Source organism: Nautilia profundicola AmH (assembly GCF_000021725.1).
GTDB lineage: Bacteria > Campylobacterota > Campylobacteria > Campylobacterales > Nautiliaceae > Nautilia > Nautilia profundicola.
Genome location: NC_012115.1, coordinates 1,200,706 through 1,226,079, shown reverse-complemented (window position 1 = coordinate 1,226,079; position 25,374 = coordinate 1,200,706). Strand labels below are relative to the sequence as shown.

22 protein-coding genes are annotated in these 25,374 nt (G+C 35.7%); 9 read left to right on the top strand and 13 right to left on the bottom strand.

All coding sequences use genetic code 11. The features are described from left to right. Window positions 1–172: 172 nt before the first annotated feature. Both selB and selA read right to left on the bottom strand, forming a co-directional pair. On the bottom strand, window positions 173–2,002 hold the full coding sequence (selB, locus tag NAMH_RS06530) for a selenocysteine-specific translation elongation factor (RefSeq protein WP_012663876.1): 1,830 nt from the start codon (window positions 2,000–2,002) through the stop codon (window positions 173–175). Further along, window positions 1,995–3,341 carry an L-seryl-tRNA(Sec) selenium transferase gene (gene selA / locus NAMH_RS06525; protein WP_015902368.1) on the bottom strand — a complete coding sequence of 449 codons (1,347 nt, stop codon included), beginning with the start codon at window positions 3,339–3,341 and terminating at the stop codon, window positions 1,995–1,997. Before selA ends, selB begins: the two co-directional genes overlap by 8 nt. Before the next feature lie 63 nt (window positions 3,342–3,404). On the opposite strand from selA, the gene NAMH_RS06520 reads away from it, so the two are divergent. Continuing rightward, window positions 3,405–3,698, top strand: a complete 294-nt coding sequence (locus NAMH_RS06520) for a NifB/NifX family molybdenum-iron cluster-binding protein (protein ID WP_012663760.1) — start codon at window positions 3,405–3,407, stop codon at window positions 3,696–3,698. Window positions 3,699–3,851: 153 nt separating this feature from the next. On the opposite strand, the gene NAMH_RS06515 is transcribed toward NAMH_RS06520, so the two are convergent. Then, on the bottom strand, window positions 3,852–4,718 hold the full coding sequence (locus NAMH_RS06515; RefSeq protein WP_015902268.1) for a YfdX family protein: 867 nt from the start codon (window positions 4,716–4,718) through the stop codon (window positions 3,852–3,854). 237 nt (window positions 4,719–4,955) lie between these two features. Between NAMH_RS06515 and thrC the strand changes: the two genes are divergently transcribed. The 5 genes from thrC (at window position 4,956) to NAMH_RS09030 (ending at window position 10,583) form a co-directional block, all read left to right on the top strand. Further along, window positions 4,956–6,476, top strand: coding sequence for a threonine synthase (gene thrC / locus NAMH_RS06510; RefSeq protein WP_015901859.1), 1,521 nt, complete (start codon window positions 4,956–4,958; stop codon window positions 6,474–6,476). Window positions 6,477–6,652: 176 nt separating this feature from the next. Beyond that, window positions 6,653–6,847, top strand: coding sequence for a hypothetical protein (locus NAMH_RS06505; protein ID WP_143709753.1), 195 nt, complete (start codon window positions 6,653–6,655; stop codon window positions 6,845–6,847). Between the two features lies 1 nt (window position 6,848). Further along, a complete protein-coding gene (locus NAMH_RS06500) occupies window positions 6,849–7,724 on the top strand; it encodes an AEC family transporter (RefSeq protein WP_015901727.1) in 876 nt (291 codons plus the stop codon). A gap of 40 nt (window positions 7,725–7,764) precedes the next feature. Beyond that, complete coding sequence (locus tag NAMH_RS06495) at window positions 7,765–8,628, top strand: type 2 periplasmic-binding domain-containing protein (RefSeq protein WP_015902109.1); 864 nt, start codon at window positions 7,765–7,767, stop codon at window positions 8,626–8,628. After that, window positions 8,625–10,583, top strand: a complete 1,959-nt coding sequence (locus tag NAMH_RS09030; protein WP_015902307.1) for a putative bifunctional diguanylate cyclase/phosphodiesterase — start codon at window positions 8,625–8,627, stop codon at window positions 10,581–10,583. The genes NAMH_RS06495 and NAMH_RS09030 overlap by 4 nt, the downstream gene beginning before the upstream one ends. Here NAMH_RS09030 and NAMH_RS06485 read toward each other — a convergent pair. Next, complete coding sequence (locus tag NAMH_RS06485) at window positions 10,572–11,294, bottom strand: YdcF family protein (protein WP_012663444.1); 723 nt, start codon at window positions 11,292–11,294, stop codon at window positions 10,572–10,574. The two genes, NAMH_RS09030 and NAMH_RS06485, sit on opposite strands and share 12 nt — an antisense overlap. Before the next feature lie 102 nt (window positions 11,295–11,396). On the opposite strand from NAMH_RS06485, the gene NAMH_RS06480 reads away from it, so the two are divergent. The 3 genes from NAMH_RS06480 to mnmH are packed head-to-tail and all read left to right on the top strand — an operon-like array spanning window position 11,397 to window position 15,167. After that, window positions 11,397–12,098 carry an SDR family NAD(P)-dependent oxidoreductase gene (locus NAMH_RS06480; protein ID WP_015902624.1) on the top strand — a complete coding sequence of 234 codons (702 nt, stop codon included), beginning with the start codon at window positions 11,397–11,399 and terminating at the stop codon, window positions 12,096–12,098. 35 nt (window positions 12,099–12,133) lie between these two features. Continuing rightward, window positions 12,134–14,185 carry a molybdopterin oxidoreductase family protein gene (locus tag NAMH_RS06475; RefSeq protein WP_041361858.1) on the top strand — a complete coding sequence of 684 codons (2,052 nt, stop codon included), beginning with the start codon at window positions 12,134–12,136 and terminating at the stop codon, window positions 14,183–14,185. After that, on the top strand, window positions 14,166–15,167 hold the full coding sequence (gene mnmH / locus NAMH_RS06470; RefSeq protein WP_015902390.1) for a tRNA 2-selenouridine(34) synthase MnmH: 1,002 nt from the start codon (window positions 14,166–14,168) through the stop codon (window positions 15,165–15,167). The genes NAMH_RS06475 and mnmH overlap by 20 nt, the downstream gene beginning before the upstream one ends. Here the strand turns inward: mnmH and NAMH_RS06465 are convergent. The 9 genes from NAMH_RS06465 to NAMH_RS06420 all read right to left on the bottom strand — a co-directional run bounded on the left by NAMH_RS06465 (window position 15,129) and on the right by NAMH_RS06420 (window position 25,369). Further along, a complete protein-coding gene (locus tag NAMH_RS06465) occupies window positions 15,129–15,887 on the bottom strand; it encodes an ABC transporter permease (RefSeq protein ID WP_012663920.1) in 759 nt (252 codons plus the stop codon). The genes mnmH and NAMH_RS06465 overlap by 39 nt on opposite strands. A gap of 44 nt (window positions 15,888–15,931) precedes the next feature. Continuing rightward, window positions 15,932–16,915: an ATP-binding cassette domain-containing protein gene (locus NAMH_RS06460; RefSeq protein ID WP_015902474.1), complete on the bottom strand. Its 984-nt coding sequence runs from the start codon at window positions 16,913–16,915 to the stop codon at window positions 15,932–15,934. After that, on the bottom strand, window positions 16,905–17,837 hold the full coding sequence (wtpA, locus tag NAMH_RS06455; RefSeq protein ID WP_012663557.1) for a tungstate ABC transporter substrate-binding protein WtpA: 933 nt from the start codon (window positions 17,835–17,837) through the stop codon (window positions 16,905–16,907). The genes NAMH_RS06460 and wtpA overlap by 11 nt, the downstream gene beginning before the upstream one ends. A 93-nt stretch (window positions 17,838–17,930) precedes the next feature. Then, window positions 17,931–18,857 (bottom strand): formate dehydrogenase subunit gamma, encoded by a 927-nt coding sequence (locus tag NAMH_RS06450; protein ID WP_015902008.1) that lies wholly within the window; start codon window positions 18,855–18,857, stop codon window positions 17,931–17,933. Window positions 18,858–18,866: 9 nt separating this feature from the next. Beyond that, entirely contained in the window at window positions 18,867–19,463 is a 597-nt protein-coding gene (fdh3B, locus tag NAMH_RS06445) for a formate dehydrogenase FDH3 subunit beta (RefSeq protein ID WP_012663957.1), read from the bottom strand. A 10-nt stretch (window positions 19,464–19,473) separates the two neighbouring features. Beyond that, window positions 19,474–22,299: a formate dehydrogenase subunit alpha gene (locus tag NAMH_RS09365; RefSeq protein WP_266105163.1), complete on the bottom strand. Its 2,826-nt coding sequence runs from the start codon at window positions 22,297–22,299 to the stop codon at window positions 19,474–19,476. 10 nt (window positions 22,300–22,309) lie between these two features. Further along, entirely contained in the window at window positions 22,310–22,501 is a 192-nt protein-coding gene (locus tag NAMH_RS06430) for a twin-arginine translocation signal domain-containing protein (protein ID WP_012663958.1), read from the bottom strand. A 485-nt stretch (window positions 22,502–22,986) separates the two neighbouring features. Continuing rightward, entirely contained in the window at window positions 22,987–23,724 is a 738-nt protein-coding gene (locus NAMH_RS06425) for a TorD/DmsD family molecular chaperone (RefSeq protein ID WP_015902112.1), read from the bottom strand. Then, window positions 23,714–25,369 carry a 4Fe-4S binding protein gene (locus tag NAMH_RS06420; protein ID WP_015902799.1) on the bottom strand — a complete coding sequence of 552 codons (1,656 nt, stop codon included), beginning with the start codon at window positions 25,367–25,369 and terminating at the stop codon, window positions 23,714–23,716. The genes NAMH_RS06425 and NAMH_RS06420 overlap by 11 nt, the downstream gene beginning before the upstream one ends. Between the last annotated feature and the right edge of the window lie 5 nt (window positions 25,370–25,374).

Genomic DNA, 25,374 nt, shown 5'->3' with positions numbered 1-25,374 from the left:
AAAATGGAGAATTAAAAAGAGAATACCCCTATAATTGTAGGATTTTTTTGATTTTCTAAATGTAATGTAGTTTTTTGTCGGTATAAAAAATTTTAAAGAAAAAATGAAGTTGAAATTTATAAAATTAACAATGAATTTTTAATAGTAATTCTCAATTCTTCATTCTCCATTCTTAATTTTTAAGATATCGTTTGTTGTCTCTTTTTTCCACGTCTCCGAGCTGGTCCAAATAGTCAAGGTACGCTACTATGTATTTCCTACTCATAGGCATATGCTCTTTGAATTTTTTAATATCAATATATCCTTCTTTTTCCATAATTTCCCTCATTTTTTTAAGGGCTATGTTTATGTTTTTATCCGTTACGAAAAGGTTATGCGCAAGTCTTACCACTTTTTTGGATGTTGTGAGTTTTTTCATAGCATTGTCGCCGACTTTTCTGTCGATATTTAATTTTTCATATATATTGTACGGCGCTTCCGGTGTGAGTCCCGAATTGTCAAGAAGCTGATAGAGTCTGTGTTCTACCGATTTGGTTACGTCCACTTCTCCTAAGTCTTTTCTTTTATAGATGTTGTCTTCTTTTATCAGATACCCTTCTTTTACAAACTCGTCAAGCACGCTTTGTATAAGTTCGTTACTTGCCCATTTGAGTCTTAGTTTAAGGGATGCAGGGGAGAGAAATGCGAATCTGTTTTTTTCATAGGTGTCTTTTATTACTTTTTCGATCTCTTTTTTAACATCCATTGAGAAAATATTGTAATTTTCCTCATCAATAAATACGTTATCAAGCTGTTTTGCGATCTCAAGAGCTTCGGCAGGGGTCAGGTTGAATCTCTGATAGCTTTGAAGCAGTCCGAATCCGCGTTTGTGGTTTTGAACGAGTATTTCAAATGCGGTTTTAAAATCTTTTTTGTTAAGCGCTTTTAAAAGGGCCAGTTTTTTCTTTTTCTTAATAGGATCGCTTATAGGGTTTAATACCTCTCCACCTCCGATAACACGTCCGTTATGAAGGATTACAAACGGATCTTCAAAAACCAAAAACGCTTTTTCTTCAAGTTTTACGGTTGCGTATCCTTTTTTGTCTTCGGGATTAAACATTAAAAGTTTACCGGGAATCCTTTTTGCACCGCTTATGAACAAAACTTCCATATTATGGAAAAGCTCTTTTCCTTCTACAGGCTTTACAAATACGTCAATCAGTTTGAAACCTCTTAAGTATCCTTTGGTTGAGAGCAGGTATCCTTTTTTGAGCTCTTTATGGTTGATGTTCAGATTTATAGCAACTCTTTGGTGGGTATACGCAACTTCCACATCTTCACCGTGGACCTGCAGGTTTTTAACGGTTGTTAGGGTTTTGGTTTCGTTGATGTAAATTTTGTCTTTTAGTTTCACCTTACCGCTTAAAACCGTACCCGTAACGACCGTACCGATACCTTTTAGTGAAAACACCCTGTCGATATAGTATCTGAAAAATTTAGAATGGGTAATGTTTCTCGGCGGCAGGTTGAAAAGATAGTCTTTTAGTTTTTCTATGCTTTGTTTGTCGTAAATCGACGTTTCGAAAATTTCAAGAAGATGCAGGTTTTTGTATTTTGCTATCAAGTCCCTGATTTCATTTTTTCTTTTTTCGATTGTTTCAGGGTCTGCCAGGTCACATTTGGTAAGTGCTACGATAATGTTTTTGACTTTTAGAATGTTTAATACTTCCAGATGCTCTACGGTTTGCGGCATTACGCCTTCATTCGCATCTATCGCAAAAAGCGAAGCGTCAAACCCGAAAGCTCCGCTGATCATGTTTTTAACAAGTTTTTCGTGCCCCGGGACGTCTATAAACGCTACGTTGGTATCGCCCTTTTTCATATTTGTAAAGCTAAGATCAATCGTAATCCCTCTTTCTTTTTCTTCTTTAAGCTCGTCTCCGTTGTATCCCGTCATAGCTTCAATAAGGGATGTTTTACCGTGGTCTACGTGACCGGCTGTACCTATAATAATATTACGCATCTTTCACCTCGCATGTAATAATTGAATTTATAATTTGGGCTAATTTTTCTATTTCGTCTTCCTGGACGCTTCTCATATCAAGTACGAATTTTTCGTTTTCTATTCTTCCGATTACCAGGTGTTTACGCATATCTTCTTCCCATTTTTTGGCATTTCCTTTAATTTCCACAACAACAGTCGGAATTTTTCGGTTCGGCATGGTTCCGCCGCCGACATAAGTGTGTGATTCTTTTATTTCGGCTTTCAGTCCTGGTGTGAGTGAGAGAAGTTTTTTTGCTTTTTCTTTAAGTGCTTCGGTTGTCTGAAAAATCGATTTAAGAGTCGGGATTTTGTCATACTCTTCTTTGATATAGGCAAGGGCTGTGGCTTCGATGAGTGATAGCGTTATTTTATCAACCCTGAACATTCTTAAAATCTGATTTTTTTTGAGTTTGTCGATTAGATCTTTTTTGCCGAGTATTATTCCGGCCTGAACGCTTCCGAAAAGTTTGTCACCGCTAAAACTCACTAAGCTCGGGTTTAATTTCATAATTTCGCTTATAGGAGGTTCGTAGTTCGTAAGAGAGTAAGGTAGTTTAGGAATGTATGCGCTTCCCAGATCGTAATAATCAAGCACATTTTTTTTGTGTGCAAGCTCTATAATTTCTTCAAGGCTCGCTTCGGCGCTGAATCCTTCTATTGAGTAGTTGGATTTGTGTACTTTCATAAGCATTGCGGTATCTTCGGTAATAGCGTCTTCATAGTCTTGGATTTTGGTTTTGTTTGTGGTTCCGACTTCCACAAGTTTCGCACCGCTGGCTTTCATGACTTCAGGTACCCTGAAACTGCCTCCGATTTCCACAAGTTCTCCTCTTGAGACTATCGCTTCTTTATCTTTTGCGAATGTGTTTAGTATCAAAAACACGGCTGCGGCGTTATTGTTTACAATAAGAGCGCTTTCACTTCCAAACAGGTGGCTTAATATTTTTGCGCTGTGGTGGTATCTGTCGCCCCGTTTTCCTTTTTCAAGGTCGTATTCGAGGTTGCAGTAATGAGTTGAACGTTTCTTTGCGTAATCGAAAATTTCCGGATCAATCAGGCTTCTGCCCAGATTCGTATGAACCGTAATACCCGTAGCATTTATAACGTTTACAATTGAAGGGGAAAGTATTTCTTCAGATCTTTTTTCAATCGTTTTAACAATATCTTCTTCATTTATTTGTGTGATTTTTCCGTTTTTTATGCCTTCTCTTATTTCGTTAAGTGTCTTTTGGATTATGGGAGTTAGAACTTTTTTGGGGATATGTGTGAGGGCTTTTTCAATTTTATCTACTTTGGGGATTTGTCTAAAAAGATTCATTGTTAACCTTTGTGTAATGCCACCGGCATTTTTTGGTATTATTGTAACAAAAAAGGTCTTTTAATGAAACTTGCCGTTCCTTCTTCAGGAGAATTTATAACCTCCAAATACTGCCCGGATTTTGAAGAATGCAAATATCTGATTATTTACGATACGAAAACAAAACAGTACGCATCAAGAAAGTCACCATCTTTTTATTCAAAAAACCCTGAAGATTTGATTAATTTTTTAAAAGCGGTAATGATTAAAAACGTAATTAGCGGTAAAGATATAAAAGACGGTTATTTTAACGTTTTTAAGGTAGTTGATAGAGATTTGAGCGTGGAAGATGTTATAATAAAATTTATTGAAGGCTAAATAGCAAAGAGGAACAGTTTTTACACATTAATATGACTGAGTGTATTAAGTGTGTCAGAGTAGCCTGTATTTTAGTGCCTGACACTAAATATGAAATTTTACAATATCCTACAAGCACTATTTGATTCAATTGAATAAAAGGGTAAAACCCTTTTATTTGTGAATAACGCTGATAGCTTTTTCTTTGAATTCTTTAAGTTTAGCTATTAAGTCACTGAAGATTGAACCTGTTTTGTGACCTTTGTTGATTTCGCTTTCAAGTTTTGAGATTGCGTCTTTTAACATTTTGTATGTTGTGTCGCTTGTACTTGTGTAACCTAAAGCTTCTCCGATAACTAACTGATGTTTTGCTTCTTCAAGATATCTAAGCGCTTGTTTTTTGTCTTTTGCAACGATTTTGCTTGCTTCTTCCACAAGTGCCTGAGCTTTGATCAACGGAATCGGAATAACGTTATCAACTTCTACAAGTGTTGAAAGCGCCATTGCAAGTACGTCTTTTGCTTCTTTGATTTTACCTTCGTTGATGTATTTGATCGCAAGGTTAAGTGCTGCCGGATAAGTTGCAAGAGGCAGGTTAACAGTTTTGATAACAATTTCACTTCTTAATGTGTTTAAAATTTCTCTTGCCTGAGGAATTTTGTTTTCTTTTAAAAGATCTTTTGCTTCAGTTGTTAATGCTTTAATTTTTTTAACGTCACCAACAAATTGATATGCATTAATTTGTACATCTACCGGCAATAAATACGGTGCATTTGGTGAATTTAAAACAACTGCAAGCTCACCTACAGCTTTTTTAAGTGATTCTTTTGCTTTGTCATTTTTTTTGTTGTTTAGATAAATTAAAGCATCCTGAGTATATTGAATAGCTCTGATTGCTTCTTTGATAAGCTGTGTACTTTCAGCTTTTTTCTCTGCTTTTACAACAGCGTTTTTTGAAACGTTGTTTGTTTTAGTATCAGCTGCCATAGAACCGCTAACCAAGAGTCCGGCAACCACTACTGATGTGAGTAATTTTTTCATTTGTCCCTCCTTAAATGTTTTAGTAGCAGTATTATAATAAATTAAGTCGATATATGTCAAGTATTATGAACTACTTTAGCTCAAAATTAATTAAAATTTAATTTTAATTTTAAAAAATTTTAAAGTGGATAAGTAGTGAAGTGGATAAGTGGCGAAGAAGTGAAGTTGTCTACTTTACCACTGCCATTCACCAATCTAAAGAATTAATGTATAATTCCATTAAAAAAAGGTTTTATAATGAAATTCATTGGAACTCGCGGTACAGACGAGAAAAAAACTTTTAGTGAAGTGATACTTGACCCTGCGGCACCGAACGGCGGACTTTACGTTCCGAGTAAAATCCCAAGTATCGATGAGAGATTTTTAAACAGATATTATGATGTGGAAGATGAAAAAACATACAGACACCTTGCAAGAGGAATTTTAAAACTTTTTAAAATCGATATAGACCCTGAACTTATCGAAAAAGCTTTATATACATATTTAAGAGAATTTGACGATCCGGATGTAGTGCCTGTAGTTAAGCTCGATAAGGATCTTTTTGTAGGCGAACTTTGGCACGGTCCAACGAGAGCGTTTAAAGATATGGCGCTTCAGCCTTTTGGTGTAATCCTTTCGGCACTTGCTCAGGAAAAAGGTGAAAACTATCTTATTTTGGCGGCTACAAGTGGAGATACGGGACCAGCAACTCTTAAAACGTTTGAAAATAAAGAAAACATTCAGGTTGTTTGTATTTATCCTCATGAAGGCACAAGTGAAGTTCAAAAACTTCAGATGGTGACAACAGACGCCGAAAATGAAAAAGTACTCGGAATCATCGGAAATTTTGACGATGCACAGACTGCGCTTAAAGCTCTTTTAAAAGACGAGGATTTCAGAAACACGTTAAAAGAAAACAATATCAAACTTTCAGCCGCAAACAGCGTGAATTTCGGAAGAATTATTTTTCAGATTATTTATCATTTCTGGAGTTATTTAAAACTTGTGGAAAACGCTGAAATCGATATGATGGATAAAATCGACGTAATTATCCCAAGCGGAAACTTTGGAAACGCCCTTGGTGCATATTACGCTAAAAAAATGGGTCTTCCGATTGATAAAATAATAATCGCTTCAAACAAAAACAATATTTTATATGAGTTTATTAAATACGGTAAATACGATTTAAGAGATAAAAGTCTTATTCATACTATTTCACCTGCGATGGATATATTAAAATCAAGCAATGTTGAAAGGGTGCTTTTCGATAAGTTTGGAGAAGAGAGAACAAAAGAGCTTATGACTTCACTTGAAGAAAACGGTTATTTTGAGCTTACACCTGAAGAACACGAAAAAATAAAAAAAGACTTCTTGGCGGATTTCGCAACGGACGGAGAGTGTGAAGAAATTATCGCCAAGTATGCGAAAGAAGGCAATTACATAATGGATGCTCATACCGCTACGGCAATTAAAGCGTATGAGTACCTTAAAGAAAAAGGTGAAATTAACAATAAAGTGGTTGCATACTCTACTGCCGAGTGGACTAAATTTGCACCAAGTGTGTATGAAGCGCTTACAAAAGAAGATATTAATCGTGAAATAGCCGAACTTGAAGAAAAAACATTAAGCGACAAAGATGCAATTGTTTATATCGAAACGCATTATGAAGTAAAAGCGCCTGAGTGTATAAGAGAGCTGTTTGAAAAAGATATAAACGAAACAATTATCAACAAAGACGAAATAAAAGAAAAAATTATAGAGTTTATAAAAAGAGATTAATTTTTTTCCGGTTTAGATTTGATTAAATACTATATGTTATAATTGATGAAGTTCTATAAAAAGGAAATGAAATGACAATTAATAATACAGGAAACATGTTTACAAATCCTGCTCAGCATATTCCTGTAGGAAGCTCCCAAGGACCAAAAGATGGGAGTGGTCCTAAGGGTCAGCAGTTGCAACAGCAGCAAATCGATCAGGCGCAGCAAGAGCAGATGCAGCAGCAAAAAAGACTGCAAAACAGACTGCAGGAAAACAGACAAACGGAACTTCAGCAACAGCAGCAGCAACAGCAGCAAAATCAAAAACAGATTCAACAACAAGCCGCAATGGCGACGGGAATCGGGGCGAATTTAAACTTAATGGCGTAATTTGATTACAGTTATAGGTATTTATGTTTTTATTGTTTTAGGCTTTTTGTCTAAAAAGAAATTTAATGAAATAGACGGCAAAACACTTGTAATTCTTTCCACTTATTTTCTACAGCCTTTCCTTACCCTCTGGGGTATCATGCTCGTACCATTGAATTTTGATCTTATTATTTCTCCGGTGGCGTATCTTGCTGCGGTTTTTGCGAGTTTAATTTTTACGTTTATCCTTACATTTATACTACTTAAAGATAAAAAAGAAAAAATTATCGCTTCCCTTACACCGCTTATAGGAAATACCGGTAATTTGGGAATACCTCTTTCATATGCACTTTTTGGTGATATCGGGGCGAGTATAGCTACGATGGTTAACCTTGCGAATATATTTTTTATATACAGTTTCGGTATATTTTTCTTTGCAAGCGGGAAGTATGATTTTAAAGAAGCGTTTGCAAAGATACTAAAGATTCCCGTTATGTGGTTCGGGATCCTTGCACTGATAATTAATATTTCAGGTGTAACATTTAATAAAGATATTATGAAAATACTCCAAATGGGAGCTTTTGCTTCAATTGTGGTTCAGCTTTTGATATTCGGTATTTATGTTGCGGAGATTAAAACAAGAGAAGTTTCTTTGAAACTCACAAGTATAACGGTAATTAACAAATTTGCAGTATTCCCTGCAGTGGGGTTTTTGGTGTTAAAGCTTTTCGGATTAAATCCACTTTTTTTCAAAGCGGTAATGCTTGAAATTTTAACGCCTCTTGCCGTGACAAATGTAAATTTGGCTGCACTTTTTGATCTTTATCCAAGAAAAGTTGCGATGCTTGTAATTATTACTTCTTTATTATTTTTGGGTGTGATATTTTTTTTAATATAAAAATTAATGTATAATTAAAAATATATTAGAAGGGGAGGCAATGAAAAGATTTATAAAAAATATGTTTTTAATATTAATTGCCGTTTTTTTTATATCATGCAGCGAAAAGAAAGAGTTAAAAATAGCGGCAAATTCATGGATAGGGTATACCCCGTTATTTTATGCGGATGCAAAAGGCTGGCTAAAGAATGAAAATATAAAATTAATAAACACCGTTTCATTAGCTGAAAGTGTAGATTTATATAGAAATAATTTTATTGATGCGTTTGCCGCTACTCAGTATGAATATTCTTTGTTAAACAGAAATGATGTATATGCGATTATGCTGTTTGACAAATCAAATGGTGCCGATATGATAATGATAAATTTTCCTTTTAATAAAACAGATCAGTATAAAAATAAAATCGACGCTTTTATGGAAGTGAATTCAGTTAATTATTTATTGTTTGAGTATTTTATTAAATCGAATAATTTAAGTAAGAATATTTTTAATATCCATAATTTAGACCAAGGACAAATAGTAAAAAAAGAATACCATTCTCCGACGTTGATCGTAACGTACGCTCCATATGATGCGGAATTGAAAAAGCATAATTTTAAAATTATCGCATCGACAAAAAACTCCAAATCATTAATAGTTATCGATGCTCTTTTCAGTGACGCTGAAAATATCCAAAAGCATAAACAACAATTTATAAAATTAAAAAGTTTTACTTTAGAAGCGTTAAATCATCTTAAAAAAGACCCAAAAGAATTTTTTAATACTATTAAAGATTATCTGCCGGGATATACTTACGCTGATTTTGAAGCTGATTTGAATAATATCGAATGGATAGTCAATCCTGATGATAATATTAAGAAACTTTTAAAAATAATCAAATTGCCATATAAAGAGCTTAAATGAAAATTAAAAATTTTTTAATGCTTATAAATATGTTAATAGTGATTGTGTTTATAAGTATTTTTTATTTTATATACCTTCAACAGAAAAAGACACTTGTAAATATTATATCCGATGATATTTTTCAAACATTAAATAGTGTTTCTTACAGTTTCAGCAAAGCTATGAATAATAATTCCGATTATATGATTCTTAAACCGATTTTAGACAGAAAAAGTACGAGTGATTTTTTTGATGGCTTTATTCTTTCCACATCTAATGATGAAGTATTGTTTAAAAGCGGGAATATGAAATTAAAAATTCCTCAACCTCAAAAAATACAATTTAAATTAAATAATATTGACCTGCGGACTCTTCTTAATAAGGATGCGTATGTAATAAATATAAAATATTTTGATAAAAATAGATTTAAAACTATGAAGCTTTATCTTTTTCCGAATAAAGATTATTTAAAAAAGATTTTTACATATTTAAAAATAAAATATGTTTTGCTTTTCCTATTTACAATTATATTCGTATTTTTTTTCCTGAAGAGTATCTATAATGCAGTTATAGTTAAACCTCTTGTAAAACTGAAAAAATACGCCGACAGGGAAATTAATAAACCTAAAAAGTTTTTTATTTACGAATTTGATGATATTAAAGAAACACTTGCTCAAACATTTGCAACAATAAGAGAATATATTGAAAAATTAGAAATAAGTTCTATAACCGATTCACTAACAAGACTTAAGAACAGAAAATTTTTAAACGAATATTTGGTGAAATTAATTAGCGAAAATCAAAAGTTTGCGGTTGTTTTTATAGATATCGATAATTTTAAAGATATAAACGATTTTTTTGGTCATTCTGTAGGAGATGAAATTATTATTGAAATATCTTCGATTTTATCAAAGCATGTAAAAAATCATGAAATCGTAGCAAGAATCGGAGGGGACGAATTTGTACTGGTATTTCAAGAATATAATAATGAAGAAGATTTAAAAGAGAGGTTGGACTTACTTTTAAATAGTTTACATAGAACTTGGACTATACATAATCAAAACATCGGGACTACGGTAAGTATAGGTGTGGCTGAATTTCCAAAAACGGCAAAAAGTGTTGAAGAATTATTAAAGTTTGCAGATATTGCACTTTATGAAGCTAAAAAAATGGGTAAAAACAAATATGTAATTTTTGATGAAAATCTGAAAAATAAAATCAATAAAGAAATACAGATTAAAACAACTATGAACCAAGCGTTGGTAAATAATGAGTTCAAACTCTTTTATCAACCTAAATTTGATAAAAATAAAAATATAATAGGATGTGAAGCTTTAATAAGATGGATAAGAGACGGTCAAATAATTTCCCCATTGGATTTTATACCTATTGCCGAAAAAAGCGGATTTATTATTCAACTTGGAAATTGGATAATGGAAGAAGTTGCCAAAGTTCAGCAGGAATGGTTAAATAAAGGTATAAAACTTGAAATTTCTTTTAATGTTTCTGCCGTACAATTTAGAAATGAAAAATTTGTTAACGATTTAAAAGAAATATTTAAAAAATCGCAAAGAAATCTAATAGAAATGGAAATAACGGAATCGGTTTTCATTCAGGAAAAAGATAAAGCAAAAACTATTATAAATGAGATAAGAGATTACGGAATTAGAATCAGTCTTGATGATTTCGGTACGGGTTACTCATCCTTATCATTTTTAAGAGAATTTGAAATAGACGTGTTAAAAATAGATAAATCTTTTGTGGATGAAATATATAGTGAAGAGGGTAAAGTGTACGTTCAAACTATATTAAATATGGCGGAGAACTTACATTTGGAAACTATAGCCGAAGGTGTGGAAACCGAAGAGCAGTTTAATATTCTAAAATCTTTGGGATGTAAATATTTTCAGGGATATCTCTTTTCAAAACCTCTTCCTAAAGAAGAATTTGAAAAATTTGTACTTTCATATTCTTAAGTATGTTTTAATTAAACCAAAATATTCGTGTATGGCCTTATATGAATGATAAAAATTTCCTGCATTTGGGAAAATATCCCAAAATGTATATTCATTGTCATAATAAAATCCAACTGGTTTCGGAATGATTTGGAATCCAAAATTATTAAAAATCATTATGGCTCTTTTCATGTGATATGCGCTTGTAACCAAATAAATTTTTTTGGAAAGATTTAATTTTTCAAATAATTTCGCAGTATATTTTGCGTTTTGAAACGTATTTAACGAACGGTTTTCATAGAAAGTTTCAATATCGCAATTACATGTTTTTAATATCATATCTATATCTTTTTTTATATTTTCGGCTTCTTTTATATTTTGTATACCGCCACCTGTAAATATATATGGCAGACTTTCTTGTTTTGCTATTAAAAGTCCGTAAACCTCACGTTTAAACGCATCAGGCATCGCTTTTAAAACATCACGTGAATTGGTGCCGCCTCCCAAAACAACTACTGCACTTGGTGTAATCGTATCCGATTTATAGCCGTGTTCAAGCGGATATAAAAGTGCGTTTGCTACGAATTTTGTAGATATGGCCCATAGTAACACTGCTGCAGAAAAAAAGACAATTTTAGCCTTTTTTGCAAAAATTGCAGCTAAAAAAAGTATAATTACAAAAATTCCTGGCGGCAGTAAAATATAGGTAAATAGTTTAGAAATTATAAACATAGAATGCCTTTTTTATAATTATATTAAAATTGATGCAGTTATTAATATATTGGGTTTAATATAAAAATAAAAGACTTATAACAAATACACTAAAGGAAATATATGAATATTCTTATTACTGGGGCAAGCAGAGGAATAGGGAGAGAACTTGTTAATAGATTCGATAACGGAATCAATAAAATATATGCAGTTGCAAGGAATGTTGAAGGGTTAGAAGGTATGGATAATATAATTCCCGTAAGTCTTGATCTTGCGGATATTCAGAGTGTGAGGGAGTATTTTAAAAATCTGGACGTTAAATTTGATATCGTTATAGCAAATGCCGCAATTTCCCTGCCGCATTCGCCTTCATTTACGCCGTTTGAGGATTTTAAAAAGACGTTTGATGTTAATTTTTTAAGTATTCACGCAATGCTTGAAGGTGTGGTGTCTAAAATGGAAAAAGGCAAAATCGTACTTATTTCGTCTCTCGCATCACTTGTGGGGGCTCCGAGTTCAATGCCATACAGTGCAAGCAAAAGGGCTCTTAACTCATATGCTCAGTCACTAAGAAATCTGCTTGCACCGGATATTAAGGTTATAAATATCCTGCCCGGTTTTATTAAAACTGATATGACAGATAAGAATGATTTTTATATGCCGTTTTTGATGGATTTAAAAAGCGGGGTTGACAGAATCATGTATGCGATAGAAAGCAATAAAAAAGAGTATGCATTTCCTAAAAGGTTTTATTACTTAATTAAACTCTTTAACCTGTTGCCTCTTTCAATTCAGGACAAATTATTGCAAAAAGTATCAAAATAAGATATATTAAGAAAAAATGTTTGGAGTTTGAAAATATGCAGAAAACCAGCGTATGTACGTACTGCGGAGTAGGGTGTGAGATAGACGCCAAAGTAACCGACGGCAAGATTGAAAAAATTTTGCCTGTAAAAGAGGGAAAATCAAGCGGAGGAGAGCTTTGTATAAAAGGAAAATACGGGTTTGATTTTTTAAATGAAAGAATCGACACTCATCTTGTAAGTTATGAATTTATTGAAAAAAATAAAGACAAATTCCCGTTTGAGCTTTCAATCAGGCTTGCAAATCTGTACGAATACGACGAAAAGTTTTACCGCTCTCCTTATTCTCTCGCACTTGATCTTGCGGCGTGGAAAATAAAAGAGATTTTAAATGAATATACTCCGAACCACATCGCCTGTATAGGAGGTGCGAGGACAAGCATAGAGAGTGCGTGGCTTTTCCAGCATTTTGCAAGAAATATTCTAAAAACTCCAAACGTCGACAACTGCGCAAGGATCTGCCACTCTCCGAGTCTGTCCGGACTTAAGATGAGTATAGGCGAGGGTGCGAGCAGTGTGGAGTTTGACGAGCTTTTTAAAGCAGACGTTATATTTATAATCGGTTCCAACACTACTCAGGCGCATCCTATGGTGGCAAGCAGAATAATTAAAGCCAAAAGAAGGGGTGCTAAGGTAATCGTAGCGGACGTGCGTGAAATTCCTATTATGAAGTTTGCGGATATCAGTGTAATACTTCCGTTTGAATCGAATTTATTGTTTTTAAACGCAATTGCAAGGGAAATGATTGAAAAAGATCTGATAAATAAAGATTTTATCGAAAGCAGATGTGTAAAATATGATGAGTATAAAGAAAACATAATAAAACATCCCGATTCAAAAGAGTATTTTGAAAAACTCAGAGGCTTTGAGCATATTAGAGGGCAGATTGAAGAAATCGCAAATTTAATATCTAAAAACAAAACAATTTTCGCCTGGGGACTCGGGGTAACCGAGCATATCGACGGTACCGAAGCGGTAAACGCCATCAGCAATCTTGCGATGCTTAGCGGTAATTTCGGCGAAGGATGCGGAGTACTGCCACTTAGGGGCCAAAACAACGTTCAGGGTGCATGCGATGTGGGGTGTCTTCCTTACTACGGGCCTGATTATACTATTCCTGAGAAGATAGGGCTTATGACTCCCGATGTGATGGATCATCTGATAGACGGCAGAATAAAAGCGATTATCAATATGGGTGAAGATATACTTCATGTACATCCTAATCTAAATAAAATCAAAAAAGCGTTTGAAAATCTTGAATTTTTAATGGTTATGGAAGTTATGAGAAACGAAATAACCGAAAAGGCGGATATAGTTTTCGGTGTAAAAAGCGCATATGAAAAAACAGGCGTATACGTAAACGCCGAAAGAAGACTTCATTTAAGCACTCCTTTGGTGGAATGCGATATGCCTGATGACTGGGAAATATTGGCTGAGATATCAAAAAGACTCGGGAGTGAGCTTGAATTTAAAACAAGTGAAGATGTGTTTGAAAGCTGCAAAAAAGAGGTTGAGAGATTTAAAGGTGCGACATATGAGAGACTTAGAAAAAAATCTCTTTGCTGGCCGGTGAGAGTTGACGGCAGCGACTCTCCGGTACTTCACACCGAATCATTCAGTACACCTGACGGGAAAGGGCATTTTCATTATCATCCGTACCATTTAAGAGGAGAAGTAAAAGACCTGCTTGAAAACAAAAGAAGATGGTACCTGAACACCGGGCGTGAGCTTCCACAGTACAACAATGCCGCGCAGACAAAACCGAGTGGGAAACTGACCAAAAAATACGGTGAGGATATTTTACTTGTAAACGAAATACATAAAAATGAAATAAGCGAATTTGTAAAACTGCGTTCAAAATACGGGGAATCAAATGTTTTAAAGGTGAAATTTACTAAAACCGTAAGACCTTTTACGCTATATACGACGTTTCATTTTGCAAAGAGCAACATAAACGCGCTTTTCGGTGACGAACACGACCATAAGGTTAAAACCGCGAGATTTAAAAGTGTGGAGGTTGAGGTAATAAATGCAGATAATAACTCTTGAGGAATTTTTAAAACAAAAATTTGATTATGTACTTGATGCGAGAAGTCCGAGGGAGTTTGAAGAGTCGCATATCCCAGGAAGTGAGAACTTTTATGTTTTAAACAACGAACAGCACGCTTATATCGGAAATCTGTATACAAACCATTCAAAATTTCATGCAAAAAAAGAAGCAGTAAGTTTTATGCTTGAGAATATATCCGCCCAGCTTAAAAGCTTTGACGCCAAACCAGGAAGCAGAATTCTTGTGTACTGTGCGAGGGGAGGTAAAAGGTCTACGGCTTTATATACGATTCTTTCACAATTGGATTATAGGGTTTATAAACTCGAAGGCGGGTATAAGGCTTACAGAAAGTGGGTGGTCGATTATCTTCAAAACTTTCCACATAAAAAGTTTGCCGTTTTAAGAGGAAACAGCGGATGTGGGAAAAGTGAACTTTTAGAACATCTGCACCCGTCTTTAGATCTTGAAAAACTTGCAAACCATTTCGGCAGTAATTTCGGATATAAAGGCGCACAGCCAAGCCAAAAGCAGTTTGAAAACGAAGTAGCGGACATTTTAATTAAAACCGACCCGGAAAAAACCATATATATAGAAGCGGAAAGCCCAAAAATAGGATCGTTGTATATCCCGAAACTTCTTCACAAAAGAATGCAAGAAGGCATACAGATAGAAGTAACTGCGGATCTTAACGACAGGGTCAAAAGAATAATAAACTATTACGGGGATATTGACGATACAGGGTTTATAAACACGCTTGATAAAATAAAACCTTTTATTTCAACGACAATATATGAAGAACTTAAAAGTTACTTTTTAAATGGTGATATTCAAAAAGTAGCCGAAATGCTGCTTACGGAATATTATGATAAAAAATACAGAAAAAAACCAGCCGATTTTGTAGTTAAAAACGACGATTTGAAAAAATGCGCCCGTGAAATAGAATCATTTGTTGCATCTGTTGTTAAGCCATCTGATACTTAAAAACACTATAACCGAAAATATTATCATCAAAGCCGCCACAGGAGCCGAATAATTAAGCCCGAAATTTATAAACCTGTCATAAATAAGTACCGGCGCTATCATAGGATGATAAGCTATAATTACCACGGCTCCGAATTCCCCAAGTCCTCTTGCCCACATCATCAGCATTCCATTTATTATGTCTTTTTTTGCATTCGGGATTACGATTTTCATAAATGTCTCAAACTGACTCGCACCTAAAGAACGTGAAATGTTTTCAAGTTTAACGTCTACGTTTTTAAAGCCTTCTTTTGCGGAGTTTATGAGATAAGGGGCTGAGAGGAACATCATAGCAGCCATAATTCCCGTAGTCGAATCTATAAATCCGAGTCCTACCGATTCTAAAAAACCCTGGATGTTTTGGCTTCCGAATGTCATCAGAAGCGCAATACCGGCAGCCGTGTGAGGCACCATGGTGGGAATGTCTATCAGACTCTCAAGCAGGCTTTTTCCAAAAAACTCATACCTGGCTATTAGATACGCAAGGGGAAGGCCTGTAAAAAGTACGAAAAGCGTGGCAAGAAAAGAAACTTTCATAGTAAGAAAAATAGAGTTAATAACTTCCGTATCTTTTAGTGTTTGCATATATGAATCAAATCCGACTCCCAATATCAGTTTTAATAAAGGTAGGGTTAAAAAAAGTACGATAACCGCTGCTAAAAATACGAAAATCCTTTTCATGCCAAACCTTTTTTAAATTTTTTATTTTCCATTTTTCATTATCCCTATATAAACACTACATCTTTTTTATTAAAACATATGTAGATCTTTTCACCTTTATTGATTGAAAGTTCTTCAAACCTTCTTTTTGGTGTTTTAATAAAAAACTGAAACTCTTTTACGTTTACGAATATTTTATAATGATCCGTTATTCCCATAATTTCATCAATAATCCCTTCAAAACAGTAATCACTCTTCAGAGGGGTTTTGGTAATAGTAATCTGATTCGGGTCTATTGAGAAATATTTATGCGAATTTTCAAATCCCAAAAGTGAAATTTCAAAAAGGTTTTTAAAGCCCAAAAATCTTGCCACTTCAATGGAATTCGGGTTTTTAAGCACGCTTTTGGCTTCACCGCTCTGCAGCAGGGTGCCTTTTAGGATAATTCCGAGTCTGTCGGCAAGGTATGATGCTTCTCTAAAGTTGTGCGTAACGTGAATAACCGAGAGGTTGTATCTTTCGGGCAGTTCTTTTAGATTTTTCATAATCTCATTTCTCATAGTAGGATCCACCGCGCTTAGAGGCTCGTCAAGAAGTAAAAGTTTTGGCTGTGAATAAACGGCCCGTGCGAGGGCGATTCTTTGTTTTTCACCGCCGCTTAGATGCTGAATGTTTCTTTTTAAGATTTTTTCAATCTGTAAAAATTTTACTAAATCATTAAAAAGCTCTTCGTTTTTTTTGTGGTATTTTTCGGAAAAACGGATATTTTGTTCTGCGTTTAAATGCGGAAAGAGTGCAAAGTCCTGATATAAAAATCCGAAATTTCTCTTCTCAGGAGGCAGGTTTGTAATTTCTTTACCTTCAAAATAGATTTCCCCTTCAATTGTCTCAAATCCGGCTATACTTTCAAGAAGAAGAGTCTTGCCACTTCCGGTTTTTCCAAGCAGGACAAAATATTCGTTTTTATCTACATCCAAAGAGAGGATGTTGAGTTTGAATTTTTCTTTTTTTAAAAACAGATCTTTTATTTCAAGGAGTTTATTTTGCATTTTCCGTCCATTTTCCGTTTATAACGGGAGGATTAATTACACCCTGGCCGTTTTTTTTCATAATTGTCTGACCTTCGGGTGAAAGTACGAAGCTTACAAAGAGTTCGGCTCCTTTTTTATTAGGTGCGTTTTTAATAACGGTAATGCCGTATACCATAGGGGCGCCTTTTTTTACGATAAAGCTGCCAGGTTTTTTGCCCGTAACTTTAAAACTGACCTGTTTGTAATAATCGGCGTATTTTTTGCTTTTAAGGCTAATCTCTGGGGGAAGTTCTATGTATTTGAGACCGTGCTGCTCGGCTACGGATTTGTAAATAAAAAGATAATCGTACGCACCGGCTTCCAAAAGTCCCAAAAGATCGGTTTCTTTCGGTCTTACTATTACTTTTTTTGTGTTTTCTTCACCGCTGCTGTAGTAATCCCCATATCCTAAGAGTTTATTGTAAAAATCGGGTTTTTTGTAATAAATACCGGCGAGTTTTGTTACGAGTATACTTCTGTATCCGCAGGGGTCAAGGTTAGGGTTTGAGTGTCCGACTTTCACACCCGGTTTTAAAAGTATGTCAGTCCAATTGTTTTGATTTATTTTCTCGGCGTATTTTGACTGCGGTGTAAAAGCTATCACCATTTCGTTTGTTGCGAAAAGTGCGTTAAATTCAGCGTACTTAGGAATTAAAAGATTATCAATTACCTTATAATCCGCACTTGCCATTACATCGGCTTTTTTATGAAGATCAGTTATTTTTCTCGCACACGCACGACTTCCAGCCGCTTCTCTTATTACATCAAACTGGGGGTATTTGGCTTCGAATTTTTTTTCAATTTCCGAAAAAGGAACACTAAGGCTTCCTGCATGAAAAACCACTATTTTGTCTGCAAAAAGAGACAAAGTTAAACCTAATAAGAAAAGCGTTTTTTTCATTTTTTATCCTTTTATGCATGAGTTGCATATTTTTTTATGCTTTTTTTGCATATTTTTAGTATTTTTAAAAATAAAAGGGAGATAAAACTCCCTTTAACATTTTTCGGCAAGTTCTTTGTCTTTGCCTTCTTTAATTATTTTTTTGTAAAAAACGGAATGAAGATATTTTAATTCGTCTTCACTTTTACATCCGTCAATCATACTGTCAAGCGAGCCTTTTATCGCAAAAACACTCATATAAACGTGTGTTAAGAAAAAAGCGACGATAAGCATCGCTAAAAAAAGATGAGTAATTACGGCAAGTCTTAATAAATCGATCTGATATAAATTCAAGCTGTTAAGGAGGGCTATGTCGAAATCTTGAAAATACATCATCGCACCGGTAATTATCATCACAATACCTCCAAGGGTTGCAATCCAATACCACATTTTTTGTCCTGCGTTGAATTTGGCGGCGGGGATTTCTTTTTTTTCTTTGCTTAAGTATCCGCCTAAAATCATAAACCATTTAATATCCCAAAGTCTCGGTAGCATCTCTTTTAGCCACATTAAAAACATTGGGATAACGGCAATACCGAAAAGTACCGCCCCGATATCATGCAGATACCTTGCAAATCTTACCGGAGTGCCTCCGCCGAAGAGTTTTGCGTAAATAATCATTATTCCGGTTGGTATTATTAAAACAAACCCAAGTGCGGCAATCCAGTGAATAATCCTCTGCCAGCTTGGGAAAACTAAAAACTTTCTTCCTTCATGGGAGAATTTTTTAGGTCCTATAATTAAATAATGCAGTAAAAATACGGTTGGTACTGCAATCAGGATAATTAAAAAAAGTAATTTAACCCAGTGGGTTTGGAGATATAAAAATAATTCTCCATAATTACGCCAAGCCGGGATAGCTTCAATCATCTGAGGTGAGATCAAAGTACTCCCTTTGTTAACGGGAGCCAGATTAGGCTCCGCTAAATGGACGTTTCCGGCAAAGGCAAATATGCCAATCAGAGGCAATAGTTTTTTCATACCATATCCTTATTTGTAGGCTACGTCCCAACCGTAAGGTGTCATAGGGCCTTTACCTTTGGCTGCGTCTCTTGCTCTTTTGATTTCGGCTACACTATCGGCGTCACCTACAATAAGTGCGTTGGTGGAACAAACAGCTGCACACATAGGCACTTTGCCTTCCGCGATTCTGTTTTGTCCGTAAAGTTCAAATTCTTCAATAGAATTTGTTGGAGCCGGACCTCCCGCACACATTGTACATTTATCCATAACACCCCTAACTCCAAACGCTCCGTCTCTTGGGAACTGAGGAGCTCCGAAAGGACAGGCGTAGAGGCAGTATCCGCATCCGATACATTTATCTTTGTCGTGAAGTACGATGCCGTCTTCTCTAATATAAAAACAGTCAACCGGACATACCTGAGCGCAAGGCGCATCGGTACAGTGCATACAGGCGATTGAAGTTGAAAATTCCTTACCCTCGATTCCTTCGTTAAGCGTAATAACTTTTCTTCTGTGAATACCCACAGGTAGCTCGTGCGCTTCCGCACAGGCTACCGTACAGGCGTTACACTCGATACATCTGTCTTCGTCACAGTAAAATTTCATTCTTGCATATTCATACATTTTCTACTCCTTACGCTTTTTCAATACGGACTAAGCCCGCTTTTGTTTCAGGAATCTGGGTAACGATATCGTATCCGTAGTTTGTAACGGTATTTGCCGCTTCGCCTGTAGCATACGGTACAAGACCTTCAGGATAATTTCCTCTTAAATCCTCTCCTTGCATAAATCCTGCATAATGGAAAGGTAAGAATATTCTGTCCGGTGCCACTGAATAGGTAAATCTTGCTTTCACTTTGATTTTCGTACCCTCAGGTGCGTGAACCCAGATCATATCACCGTCACTGATGCCGTGTTTGTAAGCAAGTTCAGGATTGATGTCCGCAAACATTTCAGGCTGTAAAGCCGCAAGATATTTGCTGTTTCTTTCAATTATTCCCGCACCGCTGTACATAACAAGACGTCCGGTTGTGAGAATAATCGGGAATTCTTTTGACCAGTCTGTTTTTTGGATTGATGCGAATTTTGTATCAACCCTGTATTGATTTTTTTTGTCAGGATAAGTCGGATATTTTTTAGCCAGATCGAATCTTGGTGTATGGAGCGGTTCTCTGTGAAGAGGAATTTTATCAGGGAATGTCCATACGTATGCTCTGGCTTTTGCGTTACCGTAAGGTGCCACACCCGCCTCAAGAGCATATTTTGCAATAAGTCCGCTTAAATCCACTTTCCAGTTTTTACCCATAATTTCTTTTTCTTTCGGGCTTAGTTTAATTCCTAAAACTTTTTCGATGTTGTCTTTTGTAAGTTCAGGATATCCGCCTCTTACTTTAGCACCTTTAATTGTAGCTCTTGGACCGGCAAGCAGACTTTCACCTTTGTATTCGGTACCGAATCTTGCTCTAAATCCCATACCGCCTTCGTTTACAGGTATGTCAATGTTGTAAAGTACCGGGCTTCCGCTGTGGGTTTCAGTCCAGCATGGCCATGGAAGTCCGTAATATTCGCCTTTCATAGGTCCTATACCTTTAAGAGTCACCTCATCAAACATATGCCAGTTTTGCTGATGTTTTTTAAGTCTCTCAGGTGTCCATCCGGTAAGTCCTATTGTTTTGATGATTCTTGCTATTTCACTTGTAGCGTCTTCTGGCCATTTGAAAGTGTCTTTTACTTTTACGGCTTTTCCGTTTTTGACGCCCATCATCATACCTCTTACGAATTCATCGTAAAAGCCGAATTTTTTGGCAAAGATAAACATGATCTCTTCATCTGTTTTGCTTTCATATAAAGGATCCACGACTTTGCTTCTCCACTGAGCCGTTCTGTTTGTAGCCGTAACGCTTCCTTCGCATTCAAACTGGCTTGCAGTCGGAAGAATGTATACGCCGTCTTTTTTGTTTGTAATTACCGCAGCTTCGTTTGCAAACGGTTCGGCAATTACTAAAAGATCCAGTTTATCAAGTGCCTGTTGTACTTTTGCCTGTTGGGAAATGGATGTAATACCGTTACCCTGAACCCATAACGCTCTAATCGGTGCGTCTGAATAGGTTTTTTCTTCCTGCAGTACTCCCTGCCACCATTTGGCAAGTGTAAAGCCTTTGGTATGCATCCATTTTTTGGCTGCAAATCTTTTTTGAAGCCAGTCAAAATCAACTCCCCAGTTATGTGCAAAATATTTCCAGCTGCCTTCGCTCAAACCGTAATATCCTGGCAGTGTATGTGACAGACAGCACATATCTGTAGCACCCTGAACGTTGTCATGACCTCTTAAGATGTTACATCCTCCACCGAATTTACCCATATTTCCAAGTGCCAACTGAAGTATAGGAGCCATTCTTGTATTGGATGAACCGATTGAATGTTGAGTTAGTCCCATTGCCCAAAGAAGAGTACCCGGTTTGCTTGTAGCGTAAGCTCTTGCAATTTTATATACAAGACTTGCAGGTACACCTGTTACGTCTTCGACTTTTTCAGGAGTCCATTTTTTGGCTTCTTCGATTACATGATCCATTCCGAATACTCTATTTTTGATGTAATCGGGATCATGCCATCCGTGTTTGAAGATTAAATGCAGCATTCCGTACATAAACGGAATATCGGTTCCCGGTCTTATTTTTGCGTAAATATCAGCTTTTGCCGCTGTTTTTGTATATCTTGGATCTATTACAATCAGTAAAGCGTTGTTTCTTTCTTTTGCTTTTAAGATATGTTTAAATCCTACAGGATGGTTAACCGCCGGATTTGCACCGAAGATTATAATTGCTTTTGAGTTTTGGATATCTCCAAGGTGGTTTGTCATTGCGCCGTAACCCCATGTATTCGCGACCCCCGCGACTGTTGCGCTATGTCAGATCCGTGCTTGGTGATCTATATTGTTAGTACCCCACATTGCTGCAAATTTTCTGAAATAATATGCCTGTTCTGTGCTCATTTTAGCACTTCCTAAAAACATTGCAGCATCAGGTCCGTTTTCACGTCTTATCTGAAGCATTTTTTCGCTGATTTCGTTAATTGCTTCATCCCAGCTTATTCTTTTCCATTTTCCGTTAACTTTTTTAAGAGGGTGTTTAACCCTTTTTTCCGTTCTTATGTAATCTATTGAGTCTATACCTTTACAGCAGTGGCTTCCGTGGCTGATAGGATGATCTTGTGCAACTTCCTGTCTTACCCATACGCCGTTGTGAACTTCTGCTATAATTCCACAGCCTACCGAACAGGTAGTGCACACTGTTTTAACTTTTTTACTTCCTGGGTAAGGGTCTTTTATTTCGTCATCGGTGGCGTCTCTCACAGCCGGTGCCGCGCTTAGCATTGTTGCACCTGCTACTCCTGAGAGTGCCGCCATTTTCAAAAAGGCCCTTCTACCCACTTTCGGATTCATTTTTTCAAGTGAGCTCATTTTTTACTCCTTAAATGGCATTTTTGTAATAAATTTCCCAATTTTTGGTTTTTTTGTAAAGAATCTCTTTTTTAGGTGAGTGTCCTATTACTACACCGTTGTCATATTCCGGTTGTTCGGATTTGGCAAAGATCAGTGTTGAAGAAGCGACACTCAGTGCTCCTATTCCAAGAGCCCCTTTAAGGAAACTTCTTCTTTTCATTTTTGCTCCTTTTTTAAATTTACCCCGCAAAATGTTCATTTTGCGGGACCACTTTGATACCCCAAAAAATCTACCGATTTTTCGAGGACCTTGTTTTAATACCCAAAAAAGTCTAAAGACTCTCCGGGACCCGGTTTTGCTCTGCAAAATTAAAATTCTGCAAAGCCGGCCTTATAAATTTTAGAATTCACAAGGCCGGATTCCTAAAAGTGCTTTTAGGAGTACAATGTTCGGATTTATCTCGTAAGAGATAACGGCAAAGCTCGGTAAGCTCTGCGGTTATATCTTTTTTTTATAAAACAAAAGAAAACATAATTGCTGATTCTGAAAACATATTGCTTTTTTCAAACGGCTTCGCTACGGTACCCGAAATTTCAAAGAAATTTCGACCGTTACGCTGCAGATGTTTTCTTAAAGCAATATGTTTCAGAGAATAATTTATTAATTTTCCATTGTCCATTTTTCACTTTTCACTTTTCATTTTTTTAAACTTCATCCTCAACGTCTCCGCCTTCTTCAAGGTTACATACGAGGTTTTCGCTCTCTTTTTTCTTACGTTTTTTTCTAAGTGCGGCTTCTTCATCGGCAATGCAAACTTCACATACTTCTTTTTTTATTTTTTCTATAACCGGTTTCGGTTTTTCAAGGAAGATTCTCTCACTCTCAACAAACGCTTTTAAAACCACGGCGATATCTTTATAAAGATTTGATGCTTGGTGCATATAGACGTTTTCTGCAAAATCGTCTATGAAGGTATTGAGTACGTCAAACGTTTTACCCTCAAGCCATTCTGATTTTTCATCGCCGTTTAGTTTTTCTAAAATTAGATACTGCATAAAAGGAAAAATGAAACCGATATCATCTTCACTATCTTTATACTCTTCGTTTTTTCTAAATTTTGACCCGAGAACAATATCCACCATTTTTACTTTCATTTTGCCGTTTTCTATTTCTTCATCATAAAATGAAGCGGTTGTGGGGACCGGGTCTTGGGAGAGGTCGTAAAATATTTCGTCAAACTCTTCTGCAAGTTTTTGTTCGTTATAATTTTGCAAGAAGTGTTCAAGCGCTTTTTTTGAATTTTCTTCAAGTGCGTAGTTGTGTAAAATTTCAGCTGCTTCTTTTACACCCGCAAATCTCTCCTTATCATAAGTAAACGTAAAAAGTTTTGAAAAAAAACCGTAATAAAAAGCCCTTCCTTCGTTAATTTCCCTATTTTGCATTTAATTTCCTTTCGAGGTAGTCATTAAAGACGAGTTTTGCTTTACACTCCTCACAGCAGTAGATTGATTTTCTTTTTGTTTCATCCGTAAACATCGGAAGCAGGATTGATGCTATTTTTTCTATGGATTTTTTAGGAGCGAATGGTTTGCCGCACATTATGCAGTGAAACGGTTCGTCTTTTGCCATGGTTTTCTGTCCGAAATACTCTGGGTTTAGCTCGAGACTGTCGTAGATTACGTTAATGCATTTTTCGGGACATGCTATTTCGCAGTATCCGCAGTCCGTACATACTCCCGCATCAAACTTAAGTGAGTTATCCTCAGGATGAGCGGTAAGGGCTCCTGCGTTACATACACTTACACAGCCCATACAAAGGGTGCATTTGTCTTCTTCGATTTCTATTTTGCCGTAATGGATGTATTTGTTTTCACTTAAATCTATTACTCCCAAATCATCATTTTCGACTATATGAGAAAGTCTTATTGCGAAGTTTTCTCTTTTTTTAAGATTGTGAGTGTTTGTAGTATAAGATGCTTCAGGTACAATCTGTGCTTTTTCAAGGGCTTTTTTAAGCTCATTTATGTTTTGGGCAAGTAAAACGGCTTCTTTTTTATATTTTCTTATACTTATTTCATTTATGAGTCTGATTGCCTCTTTTTCTCCTTTTGAAAGTCTGTCGGTATAAAAAACAATCTGAGAAGCACTCTCTTGAAAAAGAGTTAAAAAATGCGTTTCATCTAAAAATTTAGCTCCTTCAACCGCCAGAGGAAGTACGTGTTCTTTTAATTCTATATCTAAGACTTCTATTAAGTTTTCTGGAATAATCAGAGGAATATGTCCTTTAAAAAATTTCGCAATTTCGTAAAATGTCTCTCTTGGAACTGCACTGAAATCCAGTGCGCCGCTTGGGCATACGCTTACACATCCTCCGCATCCGTCACAGTCTATATGGGAAAAAAGCAATTTTTTTTCTTCATCGATTTTGAGTATTGCATTGGTAGGGCATACATCTACGCAGTTGCCGCAGGTTTCTTTTAAAACCCGTCCGTTGTACTGACACAGGTTAATATCATAGGTTATGTAGTTTCGGTAGTTGTATATTCCTGCTCTTTTATTTAGTATTTCGTGGGTTTTTTCAATTCCGATATCGATAGGATCTATAATTCCTCTTTGTTTATATGCAATTTCTGGAGCATTAAACCAGAGAGCCTGATCAACCGTTAAATTAATATTTTCACCGTTTTTGTTTATTTTAAATTCAAGGTTTCCGATTGTGCCTTTAATATCTTCTATCCATTCCGGCAATGCGTAATAAACTTCAAAGTTTTCGGTATTTATCTGCTCGGCTTGATTTTTTGAGCCTATAATAAGCACTTTATTACCTATTTCTTTTTGGTATTCGTTATATTTTGCATTGTCGAATTTGATACTTCTTATTTCATATAGTTTTTCTAAAGCATTAATCTTATTTAAAACAGTGTCTTTTGAATTGTTTATATAAAAGTTTATTTCAGGGGCATAGATTTCACATTCAATTTCTCTGGAGTTGGATATAATAGCTTTTGAGGTTTTTTCTCTAAGGTGGGTTATGTTTTCCGGCAGTGGAAAATCTAAATCTTTGGAATAATATACATAGTCGTACATATTGA